Source organism: Granulicella sp. S190, from assembly GCF_009766095.1.
GTDB lineage: Bacteria > Acidobacteriota > Terriglobia > Terriglobales > Acidobacteriaceae > Edaphobacter.
In genome coordinates this window covers 233,991-250,109 of record NZ_LMUD01000009.1, presented here as the reverse complement: position 1 = coordinate 250,109, position 16,119 = coordinate 233,991, and the positions used below count along the sequence as shown (strand labels likewise).

Annotated in this window: 12 protein-coding genes; 9 read left to right on the top strand and 3 right to left on the bottom strand. The window is 60.1% G+C overall.

Annotation, left to right across the window (positions count from 1 at the left end; translation table 11 throughout):
- Positions 1 to 106: 106 nt before the first annotated feature.
- On the bottom strand, positions 107 to 2,791 hold the full coding sequence (gene clpB, locus GSQ94_RS04895) for an ATP-dependent chaperone ClpB (protein ID WP_158942192.1): 2,685 nt from the start codon (positions 2,789 to 2,791) through the stop codon (positions 107 to 109).
- 222 nt (positions 2,792 to 3,013) lie between these two features.
- Here clpB and GSQ94_RS04890 point away from each other — a divergent pair, with 222 nt between their 5' ends.
- From GSQ94_RS04890 to GSQ94_RS04875, 4 genes are all read left to right on the top strand, one after another.
- Complete coding sequence (locus tag GSQ94_RS04890; RefSeq protein ID WP_158942191.1) at positions 3,014 to 4,183, top strand: acyltransferase; 1,170 nt, start codon at positions 3,014 to 3,016, stop codon at positions 4,181 to 4,183.
- A gap of 22 nt (positions 4,184 to 4,205) precedes the next feature.
- A complete protein-coding gene (locus tag GSQ94_RS04885; protein ID WP_158942190.1) occupies positions 4,206 to 4,904 on the top strand; it encodes a YoaK family protein in 699 nt (232 codons plus the stop codon).
- A gap of 325 nt (positions 4,905 to 5,229) precedes the next feature.
- Complete coding sequence (locus GSQ94_RS04880) at positions 5,230 to 6,618, top strand: hypothetical protein (RefSeq protein ID WP_158942189.1); 1,389 nt, start codon at positions 5,230 to 5,232, stop codon at positions 6,616 to 6,618.
- Positions 6,619 to 6,743: 125 nt separating this feature from the next.
- Positions 6,744 to 7,508, top strand: coding sequence for a pentapeptide repeat-containing protein (locus GSQ94_RS04875; protein ID WP_158942188.1), 765 nt, complete (start codon positions 6,744 to 6,746; stop codon positions 7,506 to 7,508).
- Positions 7,509 to 7,566: 58 nt separating this feature from the next.
- Here GSQ94_RS04875 and GSQ94_RS04870 read toward each other — a convergent pair whose 3' ends face one another.
- Complete coding sequence (locus tag GSQ94_RS04870) at positions 7,567 to 9,246, bottom strand: S10 family peptidase (protein WP_158942187.1); 1,680 nt, start codon at positions 9,244 to 9,246, stop codon at positions 7,567 to 7,569.
- A 548-nt stretch (positions 9,247 to 9,794) separates the two neighbouring features.
- On the opposite strand from GSQ94_RS04870, the gene GSQ94_RS04865 reads away from it, so the two are divergent.
- Together GSQ94_RS04865 and GSQ94_RS04860 are read left to right on the top strand one after the other, a co-directional pair.
- On the top strand, positions 9,795 to 11,408 hold the full coding sequence (locus GSQ94_RS04865) for a VWA domain-containing protein (protein ID WP_158942186.1): 1,614 nt from the start codon (positions 9,795 to 9,797) through the stop codon (positions 11,406 to 11,408).
- A gap of 189 nt (positions 11,409 to 11,597) precedes the next feature.
- Positions 11,598 to 12,599, top strand: coding sequence for an FtsX-like permease family protein (locus tag GSQ94_RS04860; protein ID WP_158942185.1), 1,002 nt, complete (start codon positions 11,598 to 11,600; stop codon positions 12,597 to 12,599).
- Positions 12,600 to 12,696: 97 nt separating this feature from the next.
- Here the strand turns inward: GSQ94_RS04860 and GSQ94_RS04855 are convergent, their stop codons facing one another.
- Positions 12,697 to 13,848 carry a DUF1579 family protein gene (locus GSQ94_RS04855; RefSeq protein ID WP_158942184.1) on the bottom strand — a complete coding sequence of 384 codons (1,152 nt, stop codon included), beginning with the start codon at positions 13,846 to 13,848 and terminating at the stop codon, positions 12,697 to 12,699.
- Positions 13,849 to 13,913: 65 nt separating this feature from the next.
- Here GSQ94_RS04855 and GSQ94_RS04850 point away from each other — a divergent pair, with 65 nt between their 5' ends.
- The 3 genes from GSQ94_RS04850 to GSQ94_RS04840 all read left to right on the top strand — a co-directional run bounded on the left by GSQ94_RS04850 (position 13,914) and on the right by GSQ94_RS04840 (position 16,105).
- The gene (locus GSQ94_RS04850) at positions 13,914 to 15,212 is read left to right on the top strand and encodes a winged helix-turn-helix domain-containing protein (RefSeq protein ID WP_158942183.1); all 1,299 of its coding nucleotides are present in this window, start codon (positions 13,914 to 13,916) and stop codon (positions 15,210 to 15,212) included.
- A 101-nt stretch (positions 15,213 to 15,313) separates the two neighbouring features.
- Positions 15,314 to 15,826 carry a DUF1801 domain-containing protein gene (locus tag GSQ94_RS04845; RefSeq protein ID WP_216843013.1) on the top strand — a complete coding sequence of 171 codons (513 nt, stop codon included), beginning with the start codon at positions 15,314 to 15,316 and terminating at the stop codon, positions 15,824 to 15,826.
- Positions 15,827 to 15,922: 96 nt separating this feature from the next.
- On the top strand, positions 15,923 to 16,105 hold the full coding sequence (locus tag GSQ94_RS04840; protein ID WP_158942181.1) for a hypothetical protein: 183 nt from the start codon (positions 15,923 to 15,925) through the stop codon (positions 16,103 to 16,105).
- Positions 16,106 to 16,119 lie beyond the last annotated feature (14 nt).

The following is a 16,119-nucleotide window of genomic DNA, read 5'->3' as shown; positions in this document are numbered from 1 at the left end:
ACTCTATCAAAGACCCTTCAACCGCCAGACGTGCAAAGAAAAGAGTGCGGCCGCGAAGTCATCGGACCGCACTCAGCAATACTTCGAAACGATTCAGACCCAGCGATTACGTTCTCTTGACGTTGAACTCCAGCCCGCCCTTGCCATCGGTCACCACGACGTGATCTCCATGCAGCACGCTGCCGTCGAGAATCTTCACCGCCAGCTTGTCCTGCACTAGCCGCTGGATCGCTCTCTTCAAAGGCCGCGCTCCATAGGCACGGTCGTACCCTGCTTTGAAGATCGCCTTCCTCGCGCCGTCGGTCATCTCCAGCGTAATCTTTCGATCCGCCAGCAGCTTCTCCAGATCCTTCAGCCGCAGATCGACGATATGCGTCAGCTGCTCGTCGCCCAGCGGATGGAAGATCACGATATCGTCCACGCGGTTCAGAAACTCCGGCTTGAAGTGCTTGCGCAGCTCATCCATCACGCGGCCCTTCGCCTCCTCAAAGCCCTGTTCGCCCTGCGCCCACGCCGTCGACAACTGGCCCGCGCCAACGTTCGACGTCATAATCAGAACAGTATTCTTGAAGTCCACCGTCCTTCCCTTCGAGTCCGTCAATCGGCCATCGTCGAGCACCTGCAGCAACACGTTGAACACATCCGGATGCGCCTTCTCGATCTCGTCGAACAGAATCACCGCGTACGGCCTCCGTCTCACCGCCTCGGTCAACTGCCCGCCCTCGTCATAGCCGACATAGCCCGGAGGCGCGCCAATCAACCTCGCCACCGCATGCTTCTCCATGTACTCGCTCATGTCGATCCGCACCATCGCAGCCTCATCATCGAACAGAAACTCCGCCAGCGCCTTCGCCGTCTCCGTCTTTCCCACGCCCGTAGGCCCAAGAAAGATAAACGAGCCAATCGGCCGCTTCGGATCGCTCAGGCCTGCGCGCGACCGCCTGATCGCATTCGCCACTGCACCCAGCGCCTCATCCTGTCCCACCACGCGCTCGCGCAGACGATCCTCCATCTGCACCAGCTTCTGCATCTCGCCCTCCAGCATCTTCGAGACAGGAATCCCCGTCCACTTCGACACCACCGCGGCGATATCCTCTTCGTCGACCTCCTCCTTCAACATCCGTCGCTGTCTCTGACCCTTTTGTTTGTCACTCCTCAGCGTAGAGGAGGAGTCTGCTTCTGCCTCCGCCGCATCCTCGCGCACCGCGGCATCCTGCTCCGCGGTCAACTCGCGCAGCTCCGCCTCTCGCGTCGGAATCTCGCCATACTGCAACTCCGCAGCACGCTGCAGGTTCCCCTTGCGCGTCTCTTCGCCCATCTGGAACCGCAGCGCCTCCAACTGCTCCTTCAGCTCCGCGATCTTCCCAATCGCGCCGCGCTCCTTCTGCCACCTCGCGCGCAGAGCGGACGCCTTCTCCTTCACCTCAGCCAGCTCTCGCTCCACCACCTCCAGACGCTCCTGCGACGTCGAATCTTTCTCCCGCTTCAAAGCCGCGCGTTCAATCTCAAGCGAAGTCGCCCTCCGCTCCAGGTCATCGATCTCCACCGGCACCGAGCCGATCTGAATCGCCAGCGCCGCCGCCGCCTCATCCACCAGATCAATCGCCTTATCCGGCAAAAACCGGTCCGAGATATACCTGTGGCTCAACGTAGCCGCAGCCACAATCGCCGAATCCTTGATCCGCACCTTGTGGTGAGCCTCATACTTCTCCTTCAACCCGCGCAGAATCGCAACAGTGTCTTCGACGTTCGGCTCGCCGACATACACAATCTGGAAACGTCGCTCCAGCGCAGCATCCTTCTCGATGTACTTCTTGTACTCACTCAGCGTCGTCGCGCCAATCGCACGCAGCCCACCGCGAGCCAGCGCAGGCTTCAGCATGTTGCTCGCATCCAGCGACCCTTCGCTCGCACCAGCCCCCACCAGAGTATGTAACTCATCGATGAACAAAATCACTTCGCCGTTCGACTCTTCAATCTCCTTCAGCACCGCCTTCAGCCGGTCCTCGAACTCCCCGCGAAACTTCGCCCCGGCGATCATCGCGCCAAGGTCGAGCGAGCACACACGCTTGTTCTTCAAAATCTCGGGCACATCGCCCAGAAAGATCCTCCGCGCCAATCCCTCCACGATCGCCGTTTTACCCACACCCGGCTCGCCGATCAGCACCGGATTATTCTTCGTCCTGCGGCTCAGCACCTGCACCACGCGGCGAATCTCTTCATCCCGCCCAATCACCGGATCGAGCTTCCCGCGCCGCGCCAGCTCGGTCAGGTCCTTCGCATACTTCTCCAATGCCTGAAACTTCCCCTCAGGATTCTGGTCCGTCACTCTTTGTCCGCCACGCACCGCACTCAGCGCCTTCAGAATCGCCTCATGCGTTCCGCCCAGCGCCCCCAGCGCCAGATGCACCGGATCGTTCTTCACGCCCCAACCGGAACCAGCCAGCGCCAGCAGCAGGTGCTCCGTCGATACATACTCGTCCTTGAAGTTCTCCGCCTCTTTGAACCCTTGCTCCAAAACCTTCTGCAGCACATTCGACAGCCCCGGCTGTCCGCCGCCCTGCACCTTCGGCAGCTTCTCAATTCCAGAATTCACTCCCGCGAGCAGCTGCTCCACCGGCACCCCAACCTTCTCCAGCACGGGGATCACCACTCCCTCGCGGTCCTCCAGCAGAGCCGCCATCAGATGCAGCGGCATCACCTCCGGATTGCCGTTCTCCGTTGCATGACCTACAGCCGCCTGCATCGCCTCTTGCGACTTCACCGTCAACCGATCCCACTTGATCGCCATAAACCCTATCTCCTCAACAAATTAAAGCTTTACGTCTAAATTAGACGCGCGAGAGAATCAGAAGATGCGAAATCTGATAACAAGTCACTCACATTTTAGCTCAGCCCTTTTTCCCACATCATCAGCCTCACTTGCCCGCGTGCCTCCTCCAACCCGCAGACCCGCGATGACGCGAGAAGATCAGCACCCCAGCGTCCTGAGAAGCAATGGTTGCGGAGGGGGATGCAGACCGCTATGATTGGCCAAACCATGGACCGGCAGATAGCTCAGGCACCAAAGCAGAAGACCTATCTTGCGGTTCAGGCACTGCGCGGAGTAGCCGCGTCGATGGTCGTCATCCATCACTCCTCCGCCCTCTGGCTCCTCGACTTCGGCCCCAAAAACGTCTACGGTCCCCGCCAGGGCTTCTGGGAGAACGGTGCCTCCGGCGTCGACATCTTCTTCATCATCAGCGGATTCGTCATGGCCATCTCCTCCTTCGGCGGATCCTCAGGCAAAGCCCCGACCGCCGGAAACTTCATGGGTCGCCGTCTTGTGCGCGTAGTTCCGCTCTACTGGTTCCTGACCCTGCTCACCTGGGCCAAAGAGACCCTTTCGGCTCTCCGCCCCTCCGTCGGCAGCGCACCCCATGGGTTTGTGTCCATCGGATACCTCATCTCCTCGCTCCTGTTCCTCCCGCACGCCGGCCCCGACGGAGTCATTCAGCCCTTGGTCGGCCCAGGCTGGACCCTCTCCTATGAGATGTTCTTCTACCTCCTCTTTGCCGCGGCACTTGCCTTCAAAATCGCGCCCATCCGCTTCCTCACTCCGCTTCTCATCCTCTTAGCCGCAATAGGGGCTCTCCGCGGACCTGGCTGGCATCCCGTCACCACCCTCCTCGACCCCTTCCTGCTCGAATTTCTAGCTGGAGTATGGCTCGCCTACGCAGCAAAAAATCGCTTCACCATCCCTCCCTGGCTCTCAGCCGCACTTGGACTCATCGGCTTTGCCGTCATCTTCTTCATCCCCCAGGGAGAGTTCTACGGCTCGCGTACCCTCGCCTGGGGAATCCCGGCACTCCTGATCGTTCAGGCCGCAATCTTCCTCGAGCCCCAGCTCAACCCTCGTATCCCGCGCTGGATGCTCGAAGTAGGAGATGCCTCCTACTCGCTCTATCTCGGACACATCCTCATCATCGCGGCGGTCGCACGGCTGCTGATCTCCACCCACATCGCCACCCGCCAAACCACCATGACGCTCCTCTGCCTCGCGGTAGCGCTACCGCTCTCGATCCTGGTCTATCGCCTCGTCGAGCGGCCTCTCACCTTAGCTATCGGCAGGGCTACCGGCTGGGGAGCCCCGCGAACCCTCGTGGCCGACACAGATCACAGCCTCCTGAAAAAGACCGTATAAGTCTCAGCACCCTACAGGCCCCATGCTGCCACCCAACCCCATCCTTCAGCCCAACTCCCTGCCCGATGCCATGCTCCTCGCCGGCACCGGAGGCCTGCTGGACGCGATCGTCTACCTCAACCACGGCCACGTCTTCGCCAACGCCATGACCGGCAACGTCATCTTCCTCGGCATCGCCACCCTGGGCCGCAACTGGCACGACATCATCCCGCATCTCGTACCCATCGTCGGCTTTCTCGCCGGGGTCACCGGCTCCAAGCACCTGCGCTCCGGCTACCGCTACTCCGCCCCACTCGGCCTGGCCTTTGAGATCCTTGCGCTCTTCGTCCTTGGCTCGCTCTCCAGCGGCTTCCCCAGCATGATCTTCACCTTCATCATCGCCTTCGTCTCCGCCTTCCAGGTCGCCAGCTTCCGCCGCGTAGAGCGCTTCGCCTTCAACTCCACCTTCATCACCGGCAACCTGCGCGACCTGGTCGAAGGCCTCTATGAAGCGCTCACCCCCTCCGCCACCCCCGAGGCGCGAGAACAAGGCCGCGCTCAGGCCATCAACCTTGGCCTCATCTGTCTCTGCTTCCTCGTCGGAGCCATAATCGGTGCCTGGGTAGCCCCGCGCTTCGCAAACCACGCCCTCTGGCTCGCCGAGCCTCTTCTGATCGTCGTCTTCCTCCGCGTCCTCCGCCGCATCCGCAACGCCCCAGCACCAACCCCGCAGACCACCTAAATCCGCAGCGAGAGCGGAGGCACCCGCGATTGCCTTCGCCTTCCCCACCCAAACAACCGTCATCTCGACCGAAGCCGCTCACAGCACCGTCGTGAGCAGCGCAGTGGAGAGACCCCGTATTGCGTAGTTGCCCTTTCGTCGTCATCCGCAGCGAAGCGAAGAATCCCGCATCGTGTTTGCACTTGCCGTTGCCTGTTCGACCCGCACTCACCCCAACGCCCAAAGACTACCCACTGTAGCCACGCCGTTAACCCCAAAGTGGTACGCCCGCACCCTCCCCTAACTGCTACGCTTGCCTCACTTGCATCGCCTCGGACACTACTCCTTGCCTCGCCCGCCTCACCGTCATCTCGTTGTCTTGGTTCTCTTTGCCGTCACTCTGCTCACCGGCTGCGGAGCCGTGCAAAACCAATCGACTCTGCCCGCAGCCGCACCCGGCAGTCCGTCCCCAGTAGCCCCAGCCAACACCTCCAGCTCCCCCATCCTCGGCAACGTCCACGGCGGCCAGCAGCCCGTCACCGGCGCCCACGTCTATCTCTTCGCGGCCGGCACCACCGGCTACGGCGCACCCAGCCTCTCGCTCCTCGACCCCACCCAGCCCGGCGTCCTCACCGACTCTACCGGCAGCTACATCCTCACCGACCCCAGCGGCAACTTCGGCTTCGGCGGCGACTACACCTGCACCGCCGGCCAGCAGGTCTACGTCCTCGTCACTGGCGGCAACCCCGGCCTTCCCAACAATGCCATCAACCCCGCGCTCGCCCTCATGTCCATACTCGGCACCTGCCCTGCAGCACCTGCAACCTTCGGCGACACCGTCCCCTTCCTCTTCATCAACGAGGTCTCTACCGTCGCCTCTGCCTTCGCTCTCTCCGGCTTCATGGCCGACGCCACCCACCTCAGTTCCGGCCCCTCGACCAATGCACAACAAGGCCTGGAAAACGCCTTCCTCACCGTCAATAACCTCGTCGACAGCAGCAGCGGCACTACCCGTCTCCAAAGCATCGACGCGAACGGCGACGTCCCCCAGGCCGAGATCAACACCCTCGCCGACATGCTTGTCGACTGCGTCAACTCCGACGGCACCGAAGCCTGCTCCGACCTCTTCCCCAACGCCGTCGGCCTCGACGGGACCCTCCCCACCGACACCCTCACCGCCGCCCTCAACATCGCCCGCAACCCCGGCGCCAACCCAGCCGCCCTCTTCGGCGCAGGCTTCCCCGACTCGCCCTACCAGCCCACCCTCACCGCCGCGCCCAACGACTGGTCCATCGCCCTCACCTTCTACGCCGACAACATGGTCGGCCCCTACTTCCCCGCCATCGACTCCGCCAACAACATCTGGTACTCCAGCAACAAGAACAACGCCATCGGCGAATCGGACAAGAACGGCCTTCTGCTCTCTCCCGCCACGGGCTACACCGGAGGCGGTATCAGTGCACCCGCACAGCTCGCCGTCGACGGCGCAAATCGCATCTGGGTCGCCAACCGCGACGGCAACTCCCTCTCCGCCTTCTCCAACTCCGGCAAACCCATCTCGCCCACCACCGGCTATCTCGCTCCCGGCCTCAACACCCCCCGCGGCCTCGCCATCGACGCCTCCGGCAACGTCTGGATCACCAACACCGGCTTCAACTCCATCACCGAGTTCATCGGCATAGCCACCCCGGCATCAACACCCATCTCCGCTGGCACCCACGGCCAACGCCCCTGAGCAAGATCTGCTCCAACATTCAGATCGCCTCATCCTTCTGTCGCCCTATCCTTCCCTTATCCTCAGAGAGGCTACCCTTACAAAAAGATCCCCATCCCCATCAGTCCGAACATCAGGAGCACCACTTGAAGGAACGCTCGAAGAGAAGTCGGCCAAAACCATGGTCGGAACACAAACAAGAGCTTCACTCCTGGTCCGGCCCGTTTAAACATCTCGAGTGGCATCTCTCCTGGGTAGCCTGGGCGCTGGGCAACTGGGCACTCCTCGACGTGCTCGAAAATCTCGGAACCTTCTCCGTTCTCATCGCCGTCATCTTCTACTTCTCAGACCGCGGAAACCGGCAGAAGCAGCGGCACTATCAAGCCTGGCAGGTCATCAACACCGCTCAGGGAAAAGGCGGCAGCGGAGGCCGCATCGAAGCCATGCAGGAGCTCAACGCCGACCACATCTCCCTCACCGGCGTCGATGCAGGGCAGGCCTTTCTCGTCGGCGTCTCTCTCAAACACGCCAACCTCAGCCGCTGCGATCTCCACGCCTCCGATCTGCGCAACAGTGACTTCTCAGACTCCGTCCTGAGCTTCTGCACCCTGGAAGATGCCAACCTCCGTAGCGCAAACCTCACCAATGCAAAGGTGGACGACGTCAAGATGACAAACGTGGACATGAACGGCGCAAACCTGCAGGGGGCAGACATCTCAGGATCTGATCTCACCGGCGCCGATCTCCGTGGCGCAAACCTCAAGGGCGTTCAGTGGCAGAGAATCTCTGCCATTAAAATGGCGAACATCTTCAACGTCAGGAACGCCCCTCAAGGCTTTATCAAATTCGCTTTAGACAACGGCGCTGTCAGCATGGAGTCGGAGGAGAAGTGGGACGAGTTGACGAAGTAGTCTGGCGACGAACAGCAAAAGCCACCCGAAGGTGGCTCCCGCTGACAATGAAACCAATCTACTTGCCGCTCTCGGTCCCCCGGATGAACGCCGCCACATCCGCGTGGAACTGCTTCAGCACATCTTCGTTCACATAGACCATGTGTCCGCTCTGGTAGTAGTGATAGCTGATATTCGCCTGCAGCTTCTGCGGAATCTGCAGATGATGCATCTCGAACTTGCCCTCAAAGTAAGGTGTCGCCAAGTCGTAATATCCCCCTGCCAGCATCACCTTCATCTTCGGGTTGGACTTCATCGTGTACGCCAGGTCCGGCATCACGTTCGTCCCGCCCTCCTGCTGATTCGCTGGCGGCCCACCCGGAGCCTGGTGCCGCAGATCCCACGTAAAGTCAGGATCCACATAAGCCCCCGGCTTGTACGTCTGGTTCTCGCCATACTTCAGCTCCGTCCTCATGTACTGATTCAGCGCCGCCGTGTACGCCGAAGAGATCGCGTTGCTCTGCGGGTCATACTCCGCATCCGAGCTCAGCGGGTCGAGATCCGGCCCTTTATACCGCGTATCCAGCCGCCCCGTCGTCGTCTCGTCATCCAGCTGTAGCTGCTTGCTGAACGCCCCACCCGTAACCCGCAGATTCGCTCGCAACAGGTACGCCACCGTCAGCCCGGTGTACTCATGCAACTTCTCCGCCACCGCCTGCCGCTTCGCCTCAGGCAGCTCCGAACCCTGCAGCAGCGAGCTCATATACTCGCCCATCGCATACTGCTCCACCTCGGCCAGAAACGGCTCTAGCGCCGCAGGCTGTGTCGGCAGCTTGTGATGATAGAAAGCGCTCGCCGCAAACGTAGGCAGTCCCAGCGCATAAGCCTGATCCACCCCCGGATTGAACTTCGGCCCATCGATGCTATTGTCGAAGCTCAGAATCTGTGACAGCAGAATAATCCCGTTCAGATCTACATTCTCCAGATCGGCCGAGAGCACCGCGCTGCGCGGCGTCCCATAGCTCTCGCCAAACAGATACTTCGGCGAGTTCCAACGGTTGTACTTCGTCAGAAACCTGCGAATGAACCTCTCAAACGCATGCGCATCCTGGTCCACGCCCCAGAACGCCTTCTCTTTATCCTTGCCCATGATCCGGCTGAACCCTGTCCCTGGCGCATCGATAAACACCACGTCGCTCACATCCAGCAGACTGTAGTCGTTGTTCACAATCTTGTACGGCGCGCCCTCATCATGCTGCGCGTCGGTCGTTACCACGCGCTTCGGCCCGAACGACCCCATATGCAGCCACATCGAAGCCGACCCAGGCCCACCGTTGTACATAAACGTCACCGGCCGTCCCGCCGGGGCATCCTTCTTGAAGTACGCCACATAAAACATCCGCGACGTAGCAGGAGCCTCCTCCGGCTTCTCCGGATCAGGCACCTTCTCTCCCGTATCCGGCAGCAGCTTCCCATCCAGCCCCAGCATCGCATCCTGCGAATCCGTCGCGCCCACCGTCAGCGTCCCTGCCACCGCCTTATAAGCGATCGCCTGCCCACCCACACTGACCGAGCCCTCCGTCGCTGAGTCTGTCGGAGGCTCTGCCGGCTCAACCACCGGCGTTCCCGTCACCACCAGCTTCTGATCCTTCTTCTTCTCGCTGTCTTTCTTCTCCTGCGGCTGAGCACCCATCGCAAACGCAGCGGACACCAGTAACACGCCGCAAGACAGACCGATCCGAACCAGCTTCCTCGACATACTTACACTCTCCAAAACGCAAAATTCACAGTATCAGAAGTATATCTACGTTCCCGCTCTGACTTTGTTCTGACAACAAATCTCACGCGCCCCAAATCCCCAGCCTTCGCCCCTTAGTTCGTTAGTTCGTTAGTTCGTTAGTTCGTTAGTTCGTTGGTTTGTTGGTTCGTTGGTTTTCATACTTCTCTGTAATGAGAGCACCGCCACAATTGGCACAGACTCGCTCTTCTGTTTGTCATTCCCGAACGGAATCTGCGGTTGCGGTTGTTTGTTTTCACCCCTCCCCTAATCCATAAATCCGTCATTTCGACCGAAGCAACTCACGGCCTCATCGTGAGCTGCGCAGCGGAGAGACCCCCGTATTTCGCCGTTGCTTTGCCGTTGCTTACTCTTTTACTGTCATTCCACAGCGGAGGAGTCTGCACCTGCTTGCTTATTCACGCAAAGCTCCCCCTTACTCGGAACCAATTCACAAACGAATTAAACCGTTAGCGTCACCGTAACAACCCACGAATTATCGTGTCTGCACCGTCAAACCCGAGGGTCCCATGAAACTTCCGCTCCTGCGCGCCTTCTTCCTTCTCGCTCTCGCCGCCGGCCTCTCCAACGCCCTTCCCGCCCAGCAACCAGCACCACCCCCCTCTGACTCAACACAACCGGCGCAACCTCAAAGCACACAGCCGGTCAAAGACGCGAACGGTACCTACACCATCCGCCGCAACGCCCGCCTCGTCATCCTCGACCTCGTCGTCACCGACGCCAAGGGCAACATCGTCACCGATCTCAAGCGCGACGAGTTCCACGTCACCGAAGCCAATGAGCCCCAGACCCTCCTCAACTTCGACGCCCCCGCTACCCACGCCCTCGATTCGCAGCTCACCATCAACTCCACCGAAGAGCTCGACCGCCTCGCCCCCAACGCCCCCGTCAATATCCTCCTCCTCGACGAGTTCAACACTCGCTTCGAAGACATGGCCTTTGCCCGCTACTCCCTCAAAAAATTCCTCGAGCGCCAGCCCGGCAAGCTCGACACCCCCACCATGCTCCTCGCCGTCGACCTGCAGCACTTCAGCGTGCTCCACGACTACACCCAGAACAAAGACGAGATCATCTCCGCGCTCGATCATCACTTCAGCGCCTATCCCTGGCAGGCCCAGCAGGGACAGTGGCGCGCCGACCGCTTCGCCCTCGCCTTCCTCACCCTTCGCCGCGTCGCAGAAGCCGTCGTCGGTCATCCCGGCCACAAGAATATGATCTGGGTTGGCCGTGGCTTCCCCGCTCTCCGCTGGGAAGACGTCCCCGTCGACACCGTCAATCGCGTCGACAACGCCGTCCAGGACTGCGTCAACGTCCTGCGCGACGCCCGCGTCACCCTCTACACCATCGACCCCGCCGGCCTTCAGATCAATCCTCAAACCTACGGACGCACCGCCGGTCGCGACGACCCCTTTGGCGGCGAGTATCAGTTCAACCGCCTCGCCAAAGCCACCGGTGGCCGCACCCTCTACGGACGCAACGACGTAGACGCTGAGATCGGCACCGCCATCCGAGACGGCGCCAGCTTCTATTCCCTTACCTACCGCCCGCAAAACACCTCGCTCGACCCCTCAAAATTCCGCAAGATTAACATCACGCTCGACCGCCCCGGCCTCATCGTCTACACCCGCCAGGGCTACTACCTCCAGCGCGGCCCCGGTCGCGTCGATCCCGTCAACCCCTCCCGCCGCCTCATGACCGACCTCATCTCCGCCGACACCAGCACCATGGTCTACGACGGCGTCCCCGTCACCCTCGAACCCTCCCCCACCGATCCCAACCGTTTCATCGTCCACGTCGACGCGCGCGGACTCTACTGGTCGCCCGCCACCGACACCGAACCCCGGCACTCCGACGTAGTTCTCGCCATCACCACCTTCGACCGCAAGGGAAAGGTGCTCAAGACTTCCGCGAAGGTGATCCACGCCAGCGCTCCCACCACCGTCGCCCCCACCGGAAGAATCGAGCGTGGCATGGATCTCGCCTACACCCTCGACCCCGACCCCAAGGCAGTCCGCGTCCGCTTCGTCGTCCGAGTCTCCTTCTCCGGCCGCATCGGCACCGTAGACGCCAACCTCGGCCAGCAAGCCGCCACCGCTCCATCACCCGCCCCATCCACTCCCTAGACCGGCCAACCACTGTTCACTTGCGAACGAAGTATTCCGTTTCCGGACAGAATCGACTCGCACCCCGCCGAGGACCAGCCTCTACCTTCAACAAACAAGTCTCTTACAGTCTGATTCGTTTGGCTGCCAACGTGCCACCATCTCTCCTCAGGCCTCGACCCCGCAGACTCCGGCTACGGAGAAGACCGCATGATCCCGATCGTGACCAACGGGCTCGAGGCTGTGCAACGCGTACCCGGTGTCACCTCCGCTGCCGCGACAAACGACGCCGAGCTCACCGGCGACTCCCACTTCAGTGGCTTCTCGGTCGAAGGCCATAAGACAACCGAGGACGAAAAAACAGACTTTGAAGCTCCTTGGATCACAGCTGGGTACTTCGCCACGCTGAAGCAGCCATTGCTTGTGGGACGGGAGTTCGCCGTCGCGGATACCCACGATGCTCCAAAGGTAGCAGTCGTCAATCTGGCCTTCGCGAAGCGATTCTTCGGATCTGCGCAGAACGCGCTGGGCCGCATGGTCTCCGAGGGAGGAGATGCCCCCATCCCACCCGACACCACCATCGTCGGCGTCGTAGGCGACACCAAACATCAGAATCTCCGCACCGACATCGGCGTGGCAGTCTACCGCCCCTATGTGCAGATCAAACATCCGACCGGGATGAGGATCTATGCCCGCACCACCCAGTCTCCCGAGATGGTCGAATCCGCAATACGGCAGAACGTTCACGGAATGGATCCCACCCTGGTAGTGGATGACATGCGAACGATGGAGGACCAGGTCAACCTGAGCGCCGCCGATGAACGCGCGCTGGCTCTTCTTGCGATCGGATTCTCTGCACTGGCGATCCTGCTCGCATCGGTCGGACTCTACGGCGTGCTCGCCTACTCCACCGAACAGCGCACTCGGGAAATCGGCGTGCGCCTCGCCTTGGGATCGCAACGGAGTGGCGTCGTCCTACTCGTCGTCCGCGAGATGTTCCTCATCGCCGCAATCGCCATCGTCATCGCTCTGCCCTCCATCGTCCTGCTAGGCCGACTCTTCCGCAGCCAGCTCTACGGCGTAACCACATCCGATCCCCTCACTCTCGCCGGAGCTGTGCTTCTAGCCGCAGTCATGGTCACACTAGCCGCCGCCCTCCCCGCACGAAGAGCCGCCTCCATCGAACCCATGCAAGCCCTCCGCACCGAATGACCACGCCTCTCGCGACTCCATAAACGCTCTACAAGAGCGAGAGGCTCGCACTCTCCAGCAAGCATTTGTAACCCATTGAGAATTAATCGCGAGCTGCTCAACGCGTGTACTTATTAATCCAGTTAACCTCCCACGTCTTTCCACCATCGTCAGAAAATGCCTGCTCCGACTGCGCCGTATCCTGCGAGGTCTTCCAGATCGAAAACCGCACCAGCACCGACCGCCCATTGATCTCCTCGTAGTCATAGAACGTGCCGCGTCCGTCTTTGAATCCGCCAACGCCCGGGATACCTAGCGTGCCCACATTCGGCGTCGCGAAGTCCAGGTTCCACTCATGCGTCGTCGGATTGAACCACCGCAGCGACAACAGCTCCACATGCCCCGCGGGACCGTCTGCCTTGTACTCCGCCAGATTCGCCTTGCCTCCCCAAACCTTCTTGACCACCGACACTCCATCCATATCCACCCACGTCGTAGACCCCGTCAGCGGATGCAGCAACCGTGTCGAGTGCGTCTTCCACGTTCCCAAATCAAAGTCGAAATCGCGTTGCCCGTTGGAGCCATCGACGCGCTCCATACTAACCGGCGTCAGCGAAGCACCTGCCTCACCCGACTGTTTCTCGCGCATCAGATCCCCGATAAAAGCAGGAACCCAGGTCTTTCCGCCATCATCCGAAAAATCCTCTTCGAAGTGGTGAGAGTCCGGTTTTATATCGGACCACGTTCCCCGAATCAGAACAGTCTTGCCACGAAAGGTCTCCTGCGAAAAGAGCTCGCCCCGCCCATTCTTGAACGACCCCACCAGCGGCGTAGTCAGCACGCCCGCCTGGCTGTCGATAAACGACTGCGTCCACTGATGAGCCTGCGGGTTGTAAAGAAACATCGTCAGCCCTTCCCAATGACCCTTCGGCCCGTCGGCTTCAATCTCCTCCAGTTGCCCCCGGCCATCCCAAACCTTCCGCACTGTCACCGTCCCATTCAGTTCCATCGACTTGTCCGACCCCGAAAACGGATCGAGCACGCGCCGAATGTGCGTACGCCAGACTCCCAGGTTGAAATCAAAGTCGTTCTTCCCATCTCGCATCGCAGCGGCCGTTTGTGATCCGTTGTCGGACGCGGCTCCCGCTGTCTGCGCAAAACCCTTGGCAAATGCCGCTCCAAACACACAAGCAGCCATTGCGACTACAGCGAACACCCCGAGACTCTTCCCACGTACTTTGCTTCTCAGCTCGCGAAATAAACCCATCATCGATCTCCTCCTGCTTTCTGACACGCCAGCAGTGTAGGCTTATTTCCAAACTGATCAGCCCACTTATGACACAGGGATTTTCAAAGAAAAATCAAAGCTCGCCCGATTCCTCCTATCGATTCGGCAACTTTGAACTTCACCCAGGTGAGCGTCTCCTCAAAACATCTGGCCTTCCCGTTCCGCTTCAACCCAAAGCATTCGACGCTCTCCTCTGCCTCGTCCGCAAAGCCGAACATCTCGTCAGCAAACAGGAGTTGATCGACACGCTATGGCCCTCCGTGCACGTCAGCGAGGCAAACCTCACCAACACCATCGTCAGCCTCAGAAAGATCGTCGGCCGCGACGCCATCAGAACAGTTTCAAAACACGGATACCGCTTTGAACTCGCCGTTACCGGAGAACCCGGCGTCGCACAAGCAGCCTACGAAAAATTTGCACGCGCGAAAGAGTTAACCGCCCAACGTTCTCTGGACTCGATGCTCCTCGCCCGCGATCTCTACTGGACATGCCTCGCCGAAGATCCTAGCTTCGCACCCGCATGGGCCTGGCTAGGCCGATGCTGCTGGTTTCTCGATAAGTTCAGTGCCACCTCTTCCGCAAATCTGGAGCTGGCCCACGCCGCATTCCTGCGAGCGTTTGCGCTCGATCCAGACCTCGCCTCCGCTCACCAGTTCTATACCTTCGTGCAGGTAGACACAGGCCACGCAGCCGACGCGATGGTTCGACTCCTCGAACGCCTCAAACAGAATCCCCGCGAACCCGAGTCGTTCACAAGTCTCGTCCAGGTCCTTCGCTTCCGCGGAATGCTCCCGCAATCTATCGATGCGCATCGCCGCGCCGTCCGGCTCGATCCCGCCGTCATCACCAGTGTCGCTCACACTCTCTTCCTCTCCGGCGACTACGCCTCCGCAATCGAAACCTACAGCGGACGCGCCGCTTACTACCTCGACGCCGCAGCCTGGGCAGCTCTTGGCAATCGAAAGCGCGCAGTCTCCCTCTTGCGCGAGCGCCTCGACAAGATGCCGTTATCCCCGCTGATGACAGCTCTCCTTAGTTCTCTGCTCTCTCTGCTCGAAGGTAGAACAGAGGAAGCCATCAATCTCATGAAAGCCGCAGACACAACCCGCGAGCCGGAAATTCTCCTGTACTTCGCGCGCCACTACTCTCGGATGAAGAAACCGGAGCTGGCAATCACAGCGCTCAAGCAGGCGGCACAGTCAGGCTTCATCTGCGCACCCCACACTCTCACCTCAGACCCATGGTTCAGCACACTCCGCAGACACCCGCAGTTCAACTCCCTCCGCGACTCCATGCAAACTCTGGTCGACGAAGCCCAATCAACTTTGGACAGATACACCGTCTAAACCGTCTTCAAAAAGAGCCATCGAAAAAAATCAACTCCCGTCAGGTCCACGCAGCTCTACTTTCAAATCCTCAATGCATCCTGTGAGGAAGGCAGTCCCCGATGTTAGTCAAAATCCATTGGAGTTGGAGTGAGACCGGAGATAAGATCTATCCCGTAAGCTTCACAAATTGGTTCGGGGATAAATTCATGGCCGAGAATAAGACCAAACCCACAACCACCAGCGTTCCCGCGTTTCTCGATACGTGCGCTGACGAAACGCGACGTACAGACGCCAAGGATCTGGTCAGGATGATGCAAAAGATCACTGGCAAAAAACCTGCGATGTGGGGACCGTCCATCGTCGGCTTCGACAGCTATCACTATCTCTACGAGAGCGGGCGCGAAGGCGATATGCTCCTCGTCGGCTTCTCGCCGCGAAAGGCCGCAAACGTCTTGTACGGCGCGATTGGCTTTGATGGTGCTGAAGCCTTGCTTGCCAAGCTCGGCAAGCACACCACCGGCAAAGGATGTCTGTACATCAAGAAGCTGGCGGATGTAGACGTAAAAGTCCTTGAGACACTCATCGAAACGGCCGTGGCAGCAACCAGGGCGCAACATGCAAAACGAGCCTAGACTTTTACTTATGCGCTCAGGCGGATTGTCGTCAACGCACCCGCGAGAGCGGCGTCCGCCTGTTGGCGACAGTCGAGGGCTACATCCGGATTGCCCGTGATCCGCGAAGAACTGGCAGGCGCGGGAATCGCTGATCGCCTTCGCTATGCCAGCGTCCTGTTCCTGTCGCTGAGACGCATCAACCTGTGCGCCTCGGGATTTGTCCGCCAATTTGGCCGTTTCGACTTCGACGACAGAGACGATAGACAAATGCTGCGCGCAACAGATACTCCGCTATAGTACGGAGCAGGATA

Bases quoted from the DNA above. Each gene is read 5' to 3' on its own strand.
- GSQ94_RS04870 (WP_158942187.1), bottom strand. From the start codon at position 9,246: ATGTCGAGGAAGCTGGTTCGGATCGGTCTGTCTTGCGGCGTGTTACTG.
- GSQ94_RS04850 (WP_158942183.1), top strand. From the start codon at position 13,914: ATGACACAGGGATTTTCAAAGAAAAATCAAAGCTCGCCCGATTCCTCC.
- GSQ94_RS04845 (WP_216843013.1), top strand. From the start codon at position 15,314: ATGTTAGTCAAAATCCATTGGAGTTGGAGTGAGACCGGAGATAAGATC.
- GSQ94_RS04855 (WP_158942184.1), bottom strand. From the start codon at position 13,848: ATGATGGGTTTATTTCGCGAGCTGAGAAGCAAAGTACGTGGGAAGAGT.
- clpB (WP_158942192.1), bottom strand. From the start codon at position 2,791: ATGGCGATCAAGTGGGATCGGTTGACGGTGAAGTCGCAAGAGGCGATG.
- GSQ94_RS04890 (WP_158942191.1), top strand. From the start codon at position 3,014: ATGCAGACCGCTATGATTGGCCAAACCATGGACCGGCAGATAGCTCAG.
- GSQ94_RS04885 (WP_158942190.1), top strand. From the start codon at position 4,206: ATGCTGCCACCCAACCCCATCCTTCAGCCCAACTCCCTGCCCGATGCC.
- GSQ94_RS04865 (WP_158942186.1), top strand. From the start codon at position 9,795: ATGAAACTTCCGCTCCTGCGCGCCTTCTTCCTTCTCGCTCTCGCCGCC.
- GSQ94_RS04860 (WP_158942185.1), top strand. From the start codon at position 11,598: ATGATCCCGATCGTGACCAACGGGCTCGAGGCTGTGCAACGCGTACCC.